Below are 15,135 nucleotides of genomic sequence, written 5' to 3'. Positions count from 1 at the left end.
TGCTTCGATAAACAAAACGGTGACCGCTGAGCGGTCGCCGTTTTGTTTAGGAATCCATAAAAAATTAGGAAGATTTAAGATGCTTGAGCAATGCGGCGGTGGAAGCATCATGATGCGCGCCGATTTCGCCCGCCAAGCTGGCTTCGGTGCCTTTTGCCAGAATTTTGCCCAATTCCACACCCCATTGGTCGTAGGCATTCACATCATACAAAATGCCCAAAACGGTGGTTTTGTGTTCGTACAACGCAATCAGCGCGCCCAAACATTGCGGACTTAATTCATCAAGAATCAATGTCGAGCTCGGACGGTTGCCCGGAGAAGTGCGTTGATAGCGTTCGGCGGCAGGAAGGTCTTGCAAATCGCTTTCATCGCGTCCGCGCATCAGCGCTTCGGCTTGTGCCAAGCAGTGTCCGTGTACAATATGCGCGGCTTTTTCCAAGCCCTGCGGCGCTTTTTTCACGGTGATGAAATCCAGCGGAATGCGGCGCTGTCCCTGATGAATCAATTGGAAGAAGGCGTGTTGCGATTCGGTGCCGGTGCCGCCCCAAATAATTAAGCCGCTGGGTTTGTCCAAAGGTTCGCCGGCGCGGTTGGCACGTTTGCCGAGGCTTTCCATATCCAATTGCTGCAAATATTGCGGAAAGGCGGCAAGACTGTGCGCGTATAAAATCAAGGCGCGGTTATTGATGCCGAAATAGTGGTTATACCAAGCATCTAAGAGCGCGAGTTGTGCCGGCAGATTTTGCGCAATCGCCGCCGTTTGGAAATGCTTGTCCATTTCATGTGCGCCCGCTAAGAGTTTTTCATAGGCGGCATAGCCGTTTTGCAGGATAAAGGGCAGCGCAATGGCAGACCATAAAGAGAAACGCCCGCCGACCCAATCCCAGAAAGGCAGAACACGCTCTTCGGCAATCCCGAAGGCGGCGGCTTTATCTACATTGGCGGAGATGGCAAGCATTTGATTATCCGCCGCTTCACCGCCGTGCTGACGCAGCCATGCGCGCAGAATATCGGCATTGGCAAGGGTTTCTTCCGTGCCAAAACTTTTTGAAGCGACAATCAGCAAAGTAGTGGCAGGATTAAGCGTGCGCATCAGATGTTGCAATTGCACGGGATCCGGCGTAGCAAGGAAATGAATTTTCGGGCCGTCCGCTTCATGAGCAAAGGCTTCACATAGGAGGCGCGGGCCAAGCTCCGAGCCGCCGATGCCGATATGCACCACATCGCTAATCGCTTCATCGCGATAGCCCTTCCATGTGCCGCCGCGAATGCGTTCGGCAAAGTCTTGCATGCGGCGGCGTGCGGCACGGATTTCAATGTTCACGTCAATACCATTGACTACAAACTCCCCTTCTGCCAGCGCGCGCAGGGCATGATGCAGGGCGGGACGGTGTTCGCCCGTATTGACGTTATCACCGCGCACGACCGCCGCAATGCCTTCCGCTACGCCGGCCTGCGCCGCCCATTGCGTCCACAATTCGCCGGTTTGCGCATTGATGTGGTTTTTCGATAAATCCGCATAGATGCCTGCCACTTGGAAAGTAGCGACTTGCACGCGCTGCGGTTCCTCGGCAAAGAGTTCGACTAAGGTTTTTTGGCTGATATGCGCGGCATGGTCGCGCAATTTTTCATCAATATGGCTCATATGTGCTCCTAAGCAATGTTATTGGGTTGGCTGCGACCGAAGCGACCTTGCAAATCCATTAAATTCTGTGCCATTGCGGCAAGGCTGTGCGTCGTGCCGGCTAATGCCGCCTGACTTTCGCCCGGCATCTGCCAATATTCGCAGTAGATGCGCAGGGTGGCGCCGCGGGTGTCGGTTCCGGAGAGACGGCAGATAATGCGGGCACGGTCGCCGCATTGAATCTGCAAACCTTGATTGTTGCTGATTTCGCCATTGGTCGGGTCGGTATAATCAAATTGTCCGACATGGGTCAGCACCAAGCCTTGCAAACTCTCGCCAATGCGTTTTTTCAGCGCAGCGGCGAAGTCCGCCAGCATCGCTTCGGCGGCTTCTTTCTCCAATTCGCTGTAGTCAAAGCGGTTGAAATGATGGCGTCCGTAAGTCTGCCAATGGGCTTGCAGAATTTCATCGGGACTTTGTTCGGTAGCCGCCAATAGGCTCAGCCAACATAAGACCGTCCATAAGCCGTCTTTCTCGCGCACGTGATTGCCGCCGGTGCCGAAGCTCTCTTCGCCGCATAATTGGATTTTGTCGGCATCGAGCAAATTGGCAAAGAATTTCCAGCCGGTGGGCGTTTCAAAGCAGCGCATGCCTTTGGCTTGAGCCACCGCATTTGCCGCGCGACTGGTCGGCATAGTACGACCGATGCCGCTGAGATGTTTCAGGCAGGGAATATGTTCATGCAGGGCGGCGATAATCGCCAGACTGTCGCAGGGATTGACTATCTGCTTGCGTCCCATGATTAAATTGCGGTCGCCGTCGCCGTCACTCGCCGCGCCCATGAGCGCTTCGGGAAACTGAGCCATCGCCGCCTGCAAATCCTGCGCATGCGAGGGCTGCGGGTCAGGATGTCCGCCGCCGAAATCGGGGCTGGGCGTCGTATTAATCAGATATTTTTCCGGCAAGCCCAAACGCTTGGCGAAAATCTCCTGCGCATACGGACCAGTGGCGGCATGCATGGCATCAAAAACCAGCGGTTTTGCCGCCAAATAGGCTTTGATTTTGGGGAAATCAAAAAGGCTTTCCATCAAATCGGCGTAATCCGCCGTGCTGCTGATGACATCTATCTGCGTCTCGCCCAAAGTATAACTACCTTGCTGCAAAGCCGGCACGGCAATATCGGCAATCACATATTCTTTGAGGATTTTGCTGTTTTCAAATACGCGCTCGGTCACGCTTTCAGGCGCCGGCTGTCCCGCCTGCAAATTGAATTTAATCCCGAAATCGCCGTTTTCGCCGCCCGGATTATGGCTGGCGGAAAGAATGATGCCGTAATCGGCTTGATAATGACGGATGACATGCGATGCCGCAGGGGTGGAAAGCAATCCGTTTTCGCCGACAATCAGGCGTTTAACGTTTTGCGCCACCGCCATTTTAATCAGAATTTCAATCGCTTCCTGATTATAAAAACGTCCGTCGCCGCCGATGACGATGGTTTTACCGTTTGCTCCAAGCGTCGTGAAAATGGCTTGGATGAAACTTTGGGTGTAATGCGGCTGGCGGAAATGGCTGACGGGCTTGCGCAGCCCTGAAGTGCCGGGACGTTGATCCGTAAAAGTATTAAAGGCTTGGATAATATGTGGCATGATAATTCCCATGATTGAATGAACTGCTGACTATAGGGGTTTTGCCTTATTTTGACAAGCAAGTATTAACAATTTAAGCCTATATTCGGCTTAGATAAATATCAAAGCGCGTATTGGGAGCTTCGATGCTGTGATGCGGAGCGATGCCGCCCAAATGTTCGGCGCTTTGCGGACGTTTGACGACAATGCGCGGGCAGCCGCTATTGAGTGCGCTATCTAATAATTGCGCGTTATCGCTTTGTTCACCGGCATCCGCGCCTAAGAGGGCCTGCAGGATTTGCATGTCTTTTTTGACTTTGGCGAATTTTTGCCGCTGCGGATACATGGGGTCGAGGTAGATGGCGTCGGCTTGTGCGCCGCTAGCGGCGAGAAAATCGCGGCTGTCGTGGTGAACAATTTCTATTCTGGCGGCGACGGCGGCGGTCAGCGGCAGTTCTCGGGCTTGTTCGACGGCTTGTTTTAACAGTATGTAGAGATAGGGATTGCGTTCGCAGAGGGTAAGTCGAAAGCCGCGGTAGGCGAGCAGCCAAGCGTCGCGTCCCCAGCCGGCGGTGGCGTCGATAATGCTGCCGCCCGCCATGCCTTTAAAGGCTTTGGGTAGGTATTCCGTGCCGCCGCGATGACGGTAATATGCGCTGGAAAAGTCGATATGCAGGGGTTTGATGCCATCGCGGCAGAGTTGCCAGAGTCTTTGCGGGTTTTGCGCCAGATAGAAGTCTTGCGCCGGCGCCTGCTCGATGATGTGCCATGCCTTTTCGTCGGCAGTGGGCGGATAGGTGCCGAGGGCAAGGGCTTTAGTCATTGGCATTCATCAAATCGATCGGCGTTTGTCCGATGGGGCTGTGGCGGGCGCTGCGGTTGTCGGCGCGTTCGGCGGCAAGGCGGGCGAAGTAGTGCTCATCAATGTCGCCGGTGATGTATTTGCCGTCAAAGACGGAGCAGTCGAAGCGTTCGGCAAGGCGGTGTTTGGTGGATAGGCAGGCGTCTATCAAATCGGGCAGGCTTTGGTAGATGACTTTGTCCGCGCCGATGAGTTCGGCGATTTCTTCAGGCTCGCGTTGATGGGCGACCAGTTCTTCATGGGTGGGCATGTCGATGCCGTACACGTTCGGATAGCGCACAGGCGGTGCGGCGCTGGCGAAATAGACTTTGTTAGCACCGGCTTCGCGCGCCATTTGCACGATTTGTTCGCTGGTGGTGCCGCGCACGATGGAGTCGTCCACTAAGAGTACGTTTTTGCAGCGGAATTCCAGCGGCAGGGCATTGAGTTTTTGCCGCACGGATTTTTTGCGCAGGGTTTGCCCCGGCATGATGAAGGTGCGACCGATGTAGCGGTTTTTCATAAAGCCTTCGCGGAATTTCACGCCCAATTGGTTGGCGAGTTCGATGGCGGAGGCGCGGCTGGTGTCGGGAATGGGAATGACGACGTCGATATCGTGATCCGGCCATTCGCTTTTGATGCGTTCGGCGAGTTTTTCGCCCATGCGCAACCGCGCTTTATAGACGTTGATGCCGTCGATGGTGGAATCAGGGCGGGCGAAATAGACGTATTCGAAAATGCAGGGCACGCGCTCGGGATTGTCCGCGCATTGTCGGCTGAACAGTTCGCCGTTTTCGGTGATGATTAAGGCTTCGCCGGGTTCGACGTCGCGGATAATTTCAAAGCCCTGCGCTTCCAATGCCACCGATTCGCTGGCGACCATGTATTCCGTACCGCCCTCGCTTTCGCGTTTGCCGTAAATCAGCGGACGAATGGCGAAGGGGTCGCGAAAGGCTACCAAACCGTAGCCGCTAATCAGGGCGACTACGGCATAAGCGCCGCGTACGCGGCGGTGCGTGCGCGCAACTGCGGCAAAGATTTGCTCGGGCGTGGGCGGAATATGCGCTTCATGGGCGAGTTCGTGGGCAAAGATATTGAGCAGAACTTCCGTATCCGAGCGCGTATTGATATGGCGCAAATCACTGCGGAAAATATCGGCGATGAGGTCGGAGGTATTGGTCAGATTGCCGTTATGGGCGAGGGCGATGCCGTAGGGAGAGTTGGCGTACATCGGCTGGGCTTCGGCGCTGCTGGCGCTGCCGGCGGTGGGATAGCGCACATGCGCGATGCCGATATTGCCGATAAGGCGGCGCATATGTTTTTCGCCGAAAACGTCGGTAACCAAGCCATTGGATTTGCGCATAAAAAAGCGGCCATTGTCGCTTGTGACAATGCCCGCTGCGTCTTGACCGCGATGCTGCAACATAATCAGCGCATCATACAATGCCTGATTGACAGGGTTTTTTCCAACAATACCAACAATCGCACACATGGTTTTTCTCTCGCCGTAAAAAGGAAGGCATTATAATGCAAAGCATTGCCTGCCTAAACAGGCTTTTTTATGAGGAGTTTTGATGCTCGACCGTCATCATCTTGCCATTATCGCCGCCGTCATGGAAACCGGCACCCTGACCAATGCCGCCGATGCCCTGCATCTCACGCAACCTGCCCTAAGCCATACTATCAAAAAACTGGAAGATATATTAGGCACGCCGATTTGGGAAAAAGACGGCAGACGGGTGCGTCTGACGCGCGCAGGGGACTATCTTTATCAAATGGCGTTGCGGCTCTTGCCGCAATTCGAGCGCGGCGAGACGGAATTGCGCCGCTTTGCCCAAGGGTTGCGCGGCAGTCTGCGCATCGGCATGGAATGCCATCCCTGCTATCAATGGCTGCTGCGCAATGTGCGTCCCTATCTCGAGCAATGGCCGGATGTGGATTTGGACGTGCATCAGCAATTTCAATTCAAAGGCATTGCCGCGCTGTTTGCTTATGAGGTTGACGTGCTGATTACCCCTGATCCCGTGTTCCGCGAAGGATTGATTTTCACGCCGGCTTTTCCTTACGAACTCAAGCTCGCTATGCACGCCTCGCATCCTTTGGCGGCGAAAACAGCGATTGAAGCGACGGATTTGAGCAATGAAACTTTATTCACTTATCCCGTACCGACGGAAAGACTGGATGTTTTTCAGCAATTTCTACTGCCTGCCAAGCAAAACGTCGCCCTGCATAAGCGCGTGGAAACCACGGAAATCCTGCTGGAAATGGTGGCGGCAAACCGCGGTATTACCGCCTTGCCGGGTTGGCTTTTGGAAAACCAGTTTGCGCATTTGCCGCTGGTCAGCAAATCCATCGGCACCGGCATTCATAAACATATCTATTTGGGCATTCGCGAAAATGACGCCGAGATTGATTACATCAAAGGCTTTATCGCGCAATGCGTGGCGCATGATAATGCCTGAAGCCTTTATTGTTTGCGGTAATCGCCGGCACTGATACCGTAGTAATTTTTAAAGGCTTTGCCGAAATTGGTCTCGCTGTTAAAGCCTGAAAGCAGGGCGATGTTTAAAATGCTGTCTTGGCTGTTTTTGAGCAAATGAGCGGCTTTTTGCAAACGGGTTTGCAAGATAAAGGCATAGGGGCTGATATTGAGATGCTGCTTGAACAGGCGCATCAATTGCGCTCTGGAGAGGTGTCCTAATCCGCAGAGTTTTTCAATCGTCCAATCCTGCTCGGGATTGTGCATAATCGCGTGGATTAAAGGCTGTAGGCGCGGTTCCCGTCCGGCTTTGATAATGCCCTCGGGCAATGCAGGCGAGTCGGCAAGATAGGCGCGGATAATCATGATGAATAATGCCGAAGATAAGGCGTGAATCAGCGATGCGGCGCCCTCGTCATGCTTATCGGCTTCATTTTTCAAGAGCCGGCTTAAGGTTTGCAGGGCGGGATGCTCGACATTGAGGGCAATCATCTGCGGCAGGGCGCGGAAAAGCGCCGCATTCGCTTCATAATGAAAAACGGCGCAGAAAAACTCCATATCGGCTTGCGCATAATCGCCGCAGTAGTTCAGGGTAAACACGCCTTGCTTGCGGCTGTGTATCTTTTCTTGCCGATGCAGGGGATTATCGCTGCTGCTCAAGCGGTGCGTATGCGCCTGCGGAAAGAACAGAATATCGCCCTGCTTAATTGCACGGGCTTCTTTTTCTCCTGCGATATTCAGCCAACCGCTGCCGCGGCTGATGATGTGCATATTGGCCTGCCCCTGCTTTTGCTCATGCGGAATCGACCAATCGCCTTGCAGGCGGCAATGAATATCCGCTTGACCGCGAATCTGTGCCAGCTGAATCAGTTGATCGAGAAAGTCCATCTTTTTTGCCTACAACATGAGAGGATTTGATGGGTATGATAGCGAAAAAAGTCGCATAATGCCCGCTCTTCAATGAGAAACTTAGGAGCATATGATGTTTAACGATTGGAACGCCCATACCGCACATGTCAAAAAATCTTTTGGCGAATTAGGTAAAAATCATCCCAAAATGTTGCAGGCTTATCTGTCATTAGACCAAGCGGCAGCGGCAGAGGCTTTGGATGAAAAAACGCGGGAATTGATTGCCATCGCGGTAGCGATTACTACGCGCTGCGAAAGCTGCATCAGCGTCCATGCCGAGAAAGCGGCGAAATTGGGCGCCACGGAAAGCGAAATTGCCGGTGCTTTGGCAACCGCAATCGCTTTGAATGCGGGAGCGGCTTATACCTATGCTTTGCGCGCTTTAGAAGCTGTTGAAGCGCAAAAATAATCGCTATTTCAATTTTCGGGGAAGATGATGAATACCTTGTTAAGAAATGCCTTAATCGCGGCGGCATTGCCCTTATTGTCGCTCGGTGCTTGGGCGCAGGCGGCGGTCGAACAGCCTACGACGGCGGCTAGCGAAACAGCGGCTGCCGAATCGGCTGATAAAGCGGCAGTCAAAGCCGAAGGGATATGGATTGACGTGCGCACCGCAGAAGAGTTTGCCCAAGGACATTTGGAAGATGCCGTGAATATTCCCGTCGATCAGATTGCGCAAGCCATCGAAGCCTTGAGCTCTGATAAAGACGCCCCTTTGCATGTGTATTGCCGCAGCGGACGACGTTCGGAAATCGCAAGACAGCTGCTCTTAGAGAAAGGCTATACCAATGTTACCAATCATGGCGGCTATGAGGAATTGGTCGAGAAAGGTTTGCGCTGAGCTAATCAGAGCTTGAGAGCTTAAAAAGAAATCTTTTTATATCATGTCGATACTCTCGAGATAAATGCCTTAGCATCCGCACTGTGCCGCAAAAGAATTATCTTTGGTCGAATGACGCCATGATACACTATGCGGCATTTCTTTACTTGGAGCGTTGCGATGAAAACCAATCCTTTAGCCTTTTTTATCAATCAGTTGGAAATGCACACGCCTGCGCCTCTGCGACCTGTGCAGGCACAGGTTAAATCCACAATCAAGCAGGCGGCACAGGCGCAATTCAGCCGTTTCGATCTGGTGCCGCGCGCGCAATTCGAGGCGCAGCAGCGTCAAATCGCGCAGTTAAACCGCCAGATTGCGGCATTGGAAGCGCGTTTGGCGGCTTTGGAAGCGGCGGAATAATTTTCCTGCGGGATGTTGTTTCATGTCATTGCCTTTTATCTTTGCGCTGGTCTTAGTCGTCAGCGCTGTTTTTTCTGTTTTTAATGATCGCATTTTGCGGATGCACCGCTCTATCGGCGTAATGCTTTTGGCCTTGAGTGCGTCTTTGTTGTTATTGTTGGCAAAGCATTTCGGTATTTTTCAGATCGAGCAGATTACGCAGTCAGTGGCGAGTCTGAATTTCAGCCACACGCTAATTCACGGTATGTTGGGGGCTTTGCTGTTCGCCGGCGGCATCAATATCAATTTTGATGAGTTGCAGCCGCGCTTGGTCGTGATTACGGTGCTGGCGGTGGCGGGCGTCTTGATTTCGACTTTTACGGTCGGCATTTTGGCGTATGTGTTTGTGAATTATCTCTTGGGAATGCCGCTGTCGATGGTGTATTGCCTGACTTTCGGCGCTTTGATTTCACCGACCGATCCGATTGCCGTATTGGCGATTTTACGTTCAATTGGCGTGTCGAAAGGCTTGGACATGGATATTACGGGCGAGTCTTTATTTAATGACGGCATTGGTTTTGTCGTCTTTGCCTTTTTCTTTGAAATGGCGGTGCATTCCGAGAGTATGGGCGCCGGCGAAGTCTCGATGTTTTTTATTAAAAGCGTGGGCGGAGCTTTTGTTTTGGCGGTCTTGTGTAGTTATGCGGCTTTTTATCTGCTGCAACAGGCGCGCGATTCGCATGTAGAAATTATGATCAGCTTAGCTTTGGTGTTCGGCAGTTTCGAATTGGCGGAGGCTTTGCATGTATCGCCTGCCATCAGCATTGTTTGTGTCGGACTGTTTTTCGGCAGATTGTGCAATCGTAAAATGAGCGAGGAAGGGCGCACAGCTTTGTACCATTTCTGGGGCGTAGTAGATGAAATTTTCAATACCTTGCTGTTTGTAATGGTGGGATTGCTGCTGTTGATTGTGCCGCTGACGACGCATATTTTCTTTTTGGGCGTGATCTCGGTAGCGATCGTTTTGTTCGGACGTTGGATCAGTGTGATTGTGCCAGTGGCGGTTTTGAAAAAATGGTATTACTTTTCACCGCGCTCGGTTCGCATCATGACTTGGGGCGGCTTGCGCGGCGGTTTGTCGATGGCAATGGCGCTGACTTTGCCCGACAGTGAGGCGAAAAACATGATTTTATGGATGACTTATGCAGTGGTCGTATTTTCGATTTTGGTACAAGGTACGACGGTTGCCCGTGTGGCAGGGCAAAGAGCAACGCATGGGAATGAATACCGTGATCCGCGGCTAAGCGAGTTTTCCGCTGCCGCTTCTGCTAGCGAGACAAATGCCGAACGACGTTTGGGCGCTGCGCGCAAGACAGGGGATTAGCGCAGTGACTGCTTGCCAAGCGGCAGATTTTGTGTATAATTTGCCGCCTTTACTTTTTGGGCGCGCAAGCGCATTTATTTGGAGAAAACACTATGTTTGCAGTTATCGAAACCGGCGGTAAACAATATAAAGTCAAGCCTGGGCAACGATTACGCGTGGAAACACTGGCTGGCGAAGCCGGCGACAGCATTTCCTTCGATAAGGTTTTATTGATTGCGGCGAGCGAAAGCGACGTAGCGGTCGGTGCACCTTATTTGGCAGGTAAAGCGGTAAGCGCAACGATTGTTGAGCACGGTCGTCACAAGAAGATTAAAATCATCAAATTCCGTCGCCGTAAGCATTCTATGAAGCAACAAGGTCATCGCCAAAACTATACGGAAGTATTGATTGGCGCAATTGACGGCAAAACCGAATAATTTATAGGAGTAGTGAATAATGGCACACAAGAAAGCGGGCGGCTCCAGCCGTAACGGACGCGATTCCAAAGCGAAACGTCTTGGCGTAAAACGTTTTGGCGGCGAATTGGTATCAGCAGGCAGCATTTTGGTTCGCCAACGCGGCACACCTTTTAATGCCGGTGAGAATGTAGGCGTGGGCAAAGACCACACTTTATTCGCTAAAGCAGACGGTCGCGTGGTATTTAGCAAGCGCGGTCCGCACAAACGTCAGTTTGTCAGCATCGAAACGGTTGAAGCCTAATTCGCAACAATCTGCATAAGCCTCGCATTGCGAGGCTTTTTTTATAGGTATTTGAGCTTGTGGCATAATGGCGGGCTTATTGATATACCGTCTGCGGCGGTAATGAGGGAAAAATGAGATTTGTAGATGAGGCTTTGATTTTCGTGCAAGCGGGCAAGGGCGGCAACGGGATTGTGAGCTTTCGGCGTGAGAAATTTATTGAGTTCGGCGGACCTGATGGCGGCGACGGCGGTGATGGCGGCAGTGTGTTTTTGCGCGGCAATGAGGGTGTGAATACTTTGGCGGATTTCCGTTTTAACCGCCGTTTTGAGGCGAAAAACGGTCAGCCCGGCGAGGGGCGTAATAAGAGCGGCAAAAGTGGCGAGGATTTGGTGATTGATGTGCCGGTCGGTACGCAGGTTTATGTAGCGGAAACGGATGAGTTGATCGGCGATATTACCGAGCATGGGCAGGCGCTGTTGGTGGCGCAGGGCGGTTTTCACGGCTTGGGCAATACGCGTTATAAAAGTTCTGTTAATCGCGCGCCGCGCCAATCCAAGCCGGGCTCGGCGGGCGAGGGACGCGAGTTGCGTTTGGAACTGAAATTGCTTGCCGATGTGGGTTTGCTCGGTATGCCGAATGCAGGAAAATCTACTTTGATTTCCGCTGTCTCTTCCGCAAAACCTAAGATTGCCAATTATCCTTTCACGACTTTGCACCCGAATTTGGGTGTAGTACGCGTGGGAATGTTGCAAAGTTTTGTGATGGCGGATATTCCGGGTTTGATTGAGGGGGCGGCGGAAGGCGCGGGTTTAGGACATCAGTTTTTGCGTCATTTGTCGCGTAACCGTTTGTTATTGCATGTTTTGGATTGTTCGCCTTTGAGCGATTCGCAAGACCCAGTGCGGGATTTTCAGCAGGTGGATGCGGAATTGGGGAAATATGACGAGGTGTTTGTCGAGATTCCGCGTTGGCTGGTTTTGAATAAGATGGATACTTTGCCTGCTGAGGAACAGGCGGCGCGCGAGGCGGAGATTGTGGCGGCAATCGGCTGGCAAGGTCCTGTGTATCGCATTTCGGCGGCGACAGGCGAGGGTACGCAGCAATTATGCGCCGATGTGATGCAAAAACTTGAGCAAATGAAGGCGGATGAGGAATTTTTATCATCCAGCGCAATATCGGAGGCGTCTGATGAGTCGTAGTCAATATTTGGCGCATGCCAATCGCTGGGTGGTCAAAATGGGCAGCGCGATGATTACACGCGGCGGAGAAACTTTGGATATGGAGGCTTTGGCGGACTGGGTGGCGCAAATGGCGGCTTTGCACAAAGACGGCAAGCAGTTTGTGGTGGTCAGTTCGGGGGCGATTGCGGTAGGTATGCAGGTTTTAGGCTGGCAGAAGCGTCCGACGGAATTGTCTGAATTGCAAACCGCAGCGGCGGTGGGGCAAATGCGTTTAGCGGGCGCTTGGCAGGAGGCTTTTGCGGCGCATAATATTCGCGTGGCGCAGGTCTTGCTTACGCATGACGATGCCGCCGATCGCCGCCGTTATCTCAATATCCGTTCGGCTTTGCAGACGATGTGCCGCTTAGGGATTGTGCCGATTATTAATGAAAACGATACGGTGTCGTTTGAGGAAATCCGCTTCGGCGATAATGATAATTTAGGCGCGATGGTGGCAAATATTACGACCGCTGGTGCTTATCTGATTCTGACCGATCAGCGCGGTATGTATAACAAAAATCCGCGCGAACATACAGATGCGCAATTTCTTGAGCAAGTGGATCCTAATGATCCGACTTTGCCGGCAATGGCGGGTAAAACCGGTGGCGTTTTGGGTTCCGGCGGTATGTACACGAAAGTCTTGGCGGCACAGAAAGCGGCGCGCAGCGGCACGCATACGGTCTTGGCTTACGGGCGCGAACCGGAAGTAATTCGCCAAGCGGTTGGCGCGGAAAATATCGGCACGCTGTTTCTGGCGCCGGCAGATAGCCAGCAAGCACGCAAGCAATGGCTGGGTAGCCAATTGCAGGTGCAGGGAACGTTGTATTTGGACGACGGTGCGGTGCAGGCATTGACCCAGTCGCATAAGAGTTTGCTGCCGATTGGCGTACGGCGCGTGGAGGGCGAGTTTGCGCGCGGGGAATTGCTGCGCTGCTGCAATATGGCAGGCGAAGAATTGGCGCACGGATTGTCTAATTACAATAGCGAAGATTGCCGTATTCTGTGCGGCAAACACAGTCAGGAAGTCGCGCGCTTATTGGTGCATGGCGAAACCTTGATTCATCGTGATAATTTGGTCTTAGTCTGATGAAAAACCGTATCAATGGAAAATTGACGCAATGATTGGATAGCAGCCGTCGCGGTTATGTGGATTTGCCCGATGGACGCAATGTTTTGGTTAAGCAAGAAAATTTTACTCCGCCGCTTAGTGAGATTCAGCAGGAGTGTTGCTGAGTTTTGAAGTAGAAATGATAGGTGTCATTGTTACTGCGGTGAATGTACGTCCCTACGGCGTCGGCGATTTGAGTTTGTGTGCGGAAGATATGCTGACGGAGCGCTTGGGGGTTTTTGGTGAAATCATCGCATGGGATCCGAAAAACCGCAGCGGAACAGTGTGGGTGGATTCTTGTCAAACCGAAGTGGCGTTTGATCGCGAAGCTTGGCAATCCGCAGCTGCTCCGCGTTTGAATCAGCGCGTATTAATCAAAGCAGAAAAACAACAAGATCAGTGGCAGGCGCAGTGGTTGCGCGACCCTGAGCAAGCGATTGTCGAAAAGAAATCGCCGCCTTATATTTTGTATGCACTGATTTTTGTGTCTGTACTTATTCTGTCGGTGCTCGTTTATTATTGGTTTAAATAAGAAAAATCCTGCATATAAATTCGCTTGATGCGTATCAATGAGCATATTGAACAAATGCGCTATGCTGCTGACATTATTTTACGGGGAATGAATCATGAATAAGTTTCTGAATGAATTGTCAAATAGAGCGATTTTTAATCTCGGTTTCCGGATTTTTTTTGCCAGCGGCGCATTTTATGCGGCATTAAGTATGGCGCTGTGGATTTTTATCTACCGCAGCGCTGATCTAAGCGCCTATGTGCGCATTTTGCCGCAATATTGGCACGGGCATGAAATGGTTTTCGGCTATGCTATGGCGATTGTGGCGGGTTTTCTCTTAACGGCGGTCGGCAATTGGACCGGTCTGGCAATGCCTTCAGGAAAATCATTGTGTCTAATGTGGATGCCGTGGTTGGCGGCGCGCGCGATTTTTATTGTCTTTCCGCAAGGTTTATGGTTAGCGGTGTTATTAGATACGCTCTTTACGCTGATGTTGCTCTGGGGTATCGGTAAGCCGATTCTTGAAGTAAAACAATGGCGGCAAATGGGAATTTTGTCGAAAATCGTCTTGATGATTCTAGCGAATATGCTGTGTCTGGCGGCAGCGTTCGGTTGGCATATCGGTTGGTATTACGGTTTATATTTGGGCGTTTTCGTTATTATCGGTTTGGTGCTGACGATTGGGCGCCGCGTTACGCCTTTCTTCATTAAAAATGGCGCGGGCTATCCTTTTGAGCCGCGCAATAGTGCATGGATAGATCGTATCAGCTTGGCGGGATTTGTTGCCTTCTTTATTTTTGAAATCTGTACACCATGGAAAGCGGCGGCAAGCGTATGCGCATTGATTTCCGCTTTGGCACAAACATGGCGCTTGCAAGGCTGGCATACGCAAGGCATCTGGAAGCGTCCTTTATTGTGGAGTATGTTTATTTCGATGGGGTTAATCGTGCTCGGGCAATTCCTGTATTTCCTCCGTCTGTTTGTGCCGCGAATTACAGATTCGCTTGCCATGCACATGATGGCGGTAGGCGGTATCGGTCTGCTGACGCTTTCTATGATGGCGCGCGTTAGTCTTGGTCATTCAGGGCGCAATATCCATCAGCCGTCTAAAACCGTCCCTTGGGCATTGGGATTATTGGTGGCTGCAACTATTTTCCGTGCTTTGCTTCCATTAATCGCACCGCAGCAAATGCTGGTGTGGATTGTGCATGCGCAAGTGCTGTGGGTAATTGCCTTTTTGATGTTGGTCATAAGCTATTTTTCTATTTGGTCAACGCCTAGAATCGATGGTCGCCCCGGATAAATAGGGCTCAGAGCGTGTCGTTTAGGGCAAATTGAGCGGTTTTTTGACGTATCAGACAAAAAACCGCTTAATTTTTTAGGGCGCTAGAAGTAAAAATCTCAAAAATAAACTCTCTTAAAAACAGTCTGATGAGAAGAAAGTTTGGAATAAAAGTATTTGGCGCTTGCAAAGGAGGATGTTGAATGTATAATGCGCACCTCTCGAGACGTAGACGAGCTGATGAGTTGAAAG

General features: G+C 51.7%; 16 protein-coding genes. 11 read left to right on the top strand and 5 right to left on the bottom strand.

Translation table 11 applies throughout. The annotated features are described in order from the left end of the window. Nucleotides 1-64 precede the first annotated feature (64 nt). The 4 genes from pgi to purF form a co-directional block, all read right to left on the bottom strand. Nucleotides 65-1,645, bottom strand: coding sequence for a glucose-6-phosphate isomerase (gene pgi / locus ACJHVI_RS03040; protein WP_483183150.1), 1,581 nt, complete (start codon nucleotides 1,643-1,645; stop codon nucleotides 65-67). Nucleotides 1,646-1,653: 8 nt separating this feature from the next. After that, on the bottom strand, nucleotides 1,654-3,270 hold the full coding sequence (locus tag ACJHVI_RS03035) for an alpha-D-glucose phosphate-specific phosphoglucomutase (RefSeq protein ID WP_483183149.1): 1,617 nt from the start codon (nucleotides 3,268-3,270) through the stop codon (nucleotides 1,654-1,656). Nucleotides 3,271-3,349: 79 nt separating this feature from the next. Further along, nucleotides 3,350-4,072, bottom strand: coding sequence for a class I SAM-dependent methyltransferase (locus ACJHVI_RS03030; RefSeq protein WP_483183148.1), 723 nt, complete (start codon nucleotides 4,070-4,072; stop codon nucleotides 3,350-3,352). Next, the gene (gene purF, locus ACJHVI_RS03025; protein WP_483183147.1) at nucleotides 4,065-5,582 is read right to left on the bottom strand and encodes an amidophosphoribosyltransferase; all 1,518 of its coding nucleotides are present in this window, start codon (nucleotides 5,580-5,582) and stop codon (nucleotides 4,065-4,067) included. Before purF ends, ACJHVI_RS03030 begins: the two co-directional genes overlap by 8 nt. Nucleotides 5,583-5,664: 82 nt before the next feature. Between purF and ACJHVI_RS03020 the strand changes: the two genes are divergently transcribed. Further along, complete coding sequence (locus ACJHVI_RS03020; RefSeq protein WP_483183146.1) at nucleotides 5,665-6,552, top strand: LysR family transcriptional regulator; 888 nt, start codon at nucleotides 5,665-5,667, stop codon at nucleotides 6,550-6,552. A 5-nt stretch (nucleotides 6,553-6,557) separates the two neighbouring features. Here the strand turns inward: ACJHVI_RS03020 and ACJHVI_RS03015 are convergent, their stop codons facing one another. Beyond that, nucleotides 6,558-7,457, bottom strand: coding sequence for a cupin domain-containing protein (locus ACJHVI_RS03015; protein ID WP_483183145.1), 900 nt, complete (start codon nucleotides 7,455-7,457; stop codon nucleotides 6,558-6,560). Nucleotides 7,458-7,551: 94 nt separating this feature from the next. Here ACJHVI_RS03015 and ACJHVI_RS03010 point away from each other — a divergent pair, with 94 nt between their 5' ends. From ACJHVI_RS03010 to ACJHVI_RS02965, 10 genes are all read left to right on the top strand, one after another. After that, nucleotides 7,552-7,887: a carboxymuconolactone decarboxylase family protein gene (locus tag ACJHVI_RS03010; protein WP_072281772.1), complete on the top strand. Its 336-nt coding sequence runs from the start codon at nucleotides 7,552-7,554 to the stop codon at nucleotides 7,885-7,887. A gap of 27 nt (nucleotides 7,888-7,914) precedes the next feature. Beyond that, nucleotides 7,915-8,319, top strand: coding sequence for a rhodanese-like domain-containing protein (locus tag ACJHVI_RS03005; RefSeq protein ID WP_483183151.1), 405 nt, complete (start codon nucleotides 7,915-7,917; stop codon nucleotides 8,317-8,319). Nucleotides 8,320-8,478: 159 nt separating this feature from the next. Beyond that, entirely contained in the window at nucleotides 8,479-8,718 is a 240-nt protein-coding gene (locus ACJHVI_RS03000; RefSeq protein WP_172459392.1) for an accessory factor UbiK family protein, read from the top strand. Nucleotides 8,719-8,740: 22 nt separating this feature from the next. Beyond that, on the top strand, nucleotides 8,741-10,081 hold the full coding sequence (locus tag ACJHVI_RS02995; RefSeq protein ID WP_483183144.1) for a cation:proton antiporter: 1,341 nt from the start codon (nucleotides 8,741-8,743) through the stop codon (nucleotides 10,079-10,081). Between the two features lie 92 nt (nucleotides 10,082-10,173). After that, nucleotides 10,174-10,497 carry a 50S ribosomal protein L21 gene (gene rplU / locus ACJHVI_RS02990; RefSeq protein WP_483183143.1) on the top strand — a complete coding sequence of 108 codons (324 nt, stop codon included), beginning with the start codon at nucleotides 10,174-10,176 and terminating at the stop codon, nucleotides 10,495-10,497. Nucleotides 10,498-10,516: 19 nt separating this feature from the next. Then, entirely contained in the window at nucleotides 10,517-10,780 is a 264-nt protein-coding gene (gene rpmA, locus ACJHVI_RS02985; protein WP_483183142.1) for a 50S ribosomal protein L27, read from the top strand. A 113-nt stretch (nucleotides 10,781-10,893) separates the two neighbouring features. Beyond that, complete coding sequence (gene cgtA, locus ACJHVI_RS02980; protein ID WP_483183141.1) at nucleotides 10,894-11,961, top strand: Obg family GTPase CgtA; 1,068 nt, start codon at nucleotides 10,894-10,896, stop codon at nucleotides 11,959-11,961. Then, the gene (gene proB / locus ACJHVI_RS02975) at nucleotides 11,951-13,069 is read left to right on the top strand and encodes a glutamate 5-kinase (RefSeq protein WP_483183140.1); all 1,119 of its coding nucleotides are present in this window, start codon (nucleotides 11,951-11,953) and stop codon (nucleotides 13,067-13,069) included. The genes cgtA and proB overlap by 11 nt, the downstream gene beginning before the upstream one ends. Before the next feature lie 160 nt (nucleotides 13,070-13,229). Continuing rightward, nucleotides 13,230-13,622 (top strand): hypothetical protein, encoded by a 393-nt coding sequence (locus ACJHVI_RS02970; protein WP_483183139.1) that lies wholly within the window; start codon nucleotides 13,230-13,232, stop codon nucleotides 13,620-13,622. A gap of 94 nt (nucleotides 13,623-13,716) precedes the next feature. After that, nucleotides 13,717-14,904: an NnrS family protein gene (locus tag ACJHVI_RS02965; protein ID WP_483183138.1), complete on the top strand. Its 1,188-nt coding sequence runs from the start codon at nucleotides 13,717-13,719 to the stop codon at nucleotides 14,902-14,904. The last annotated feature ends 231 nt before the right edge of the window (nucleotides 14,905-15,135 follow it).

The sequence above is a fragment of the Suttonella sp. genome, from assembly GCF_056855035.1.
This window is presented reverse-complemented; position numbering and strand designations above follow the sequence as displayed.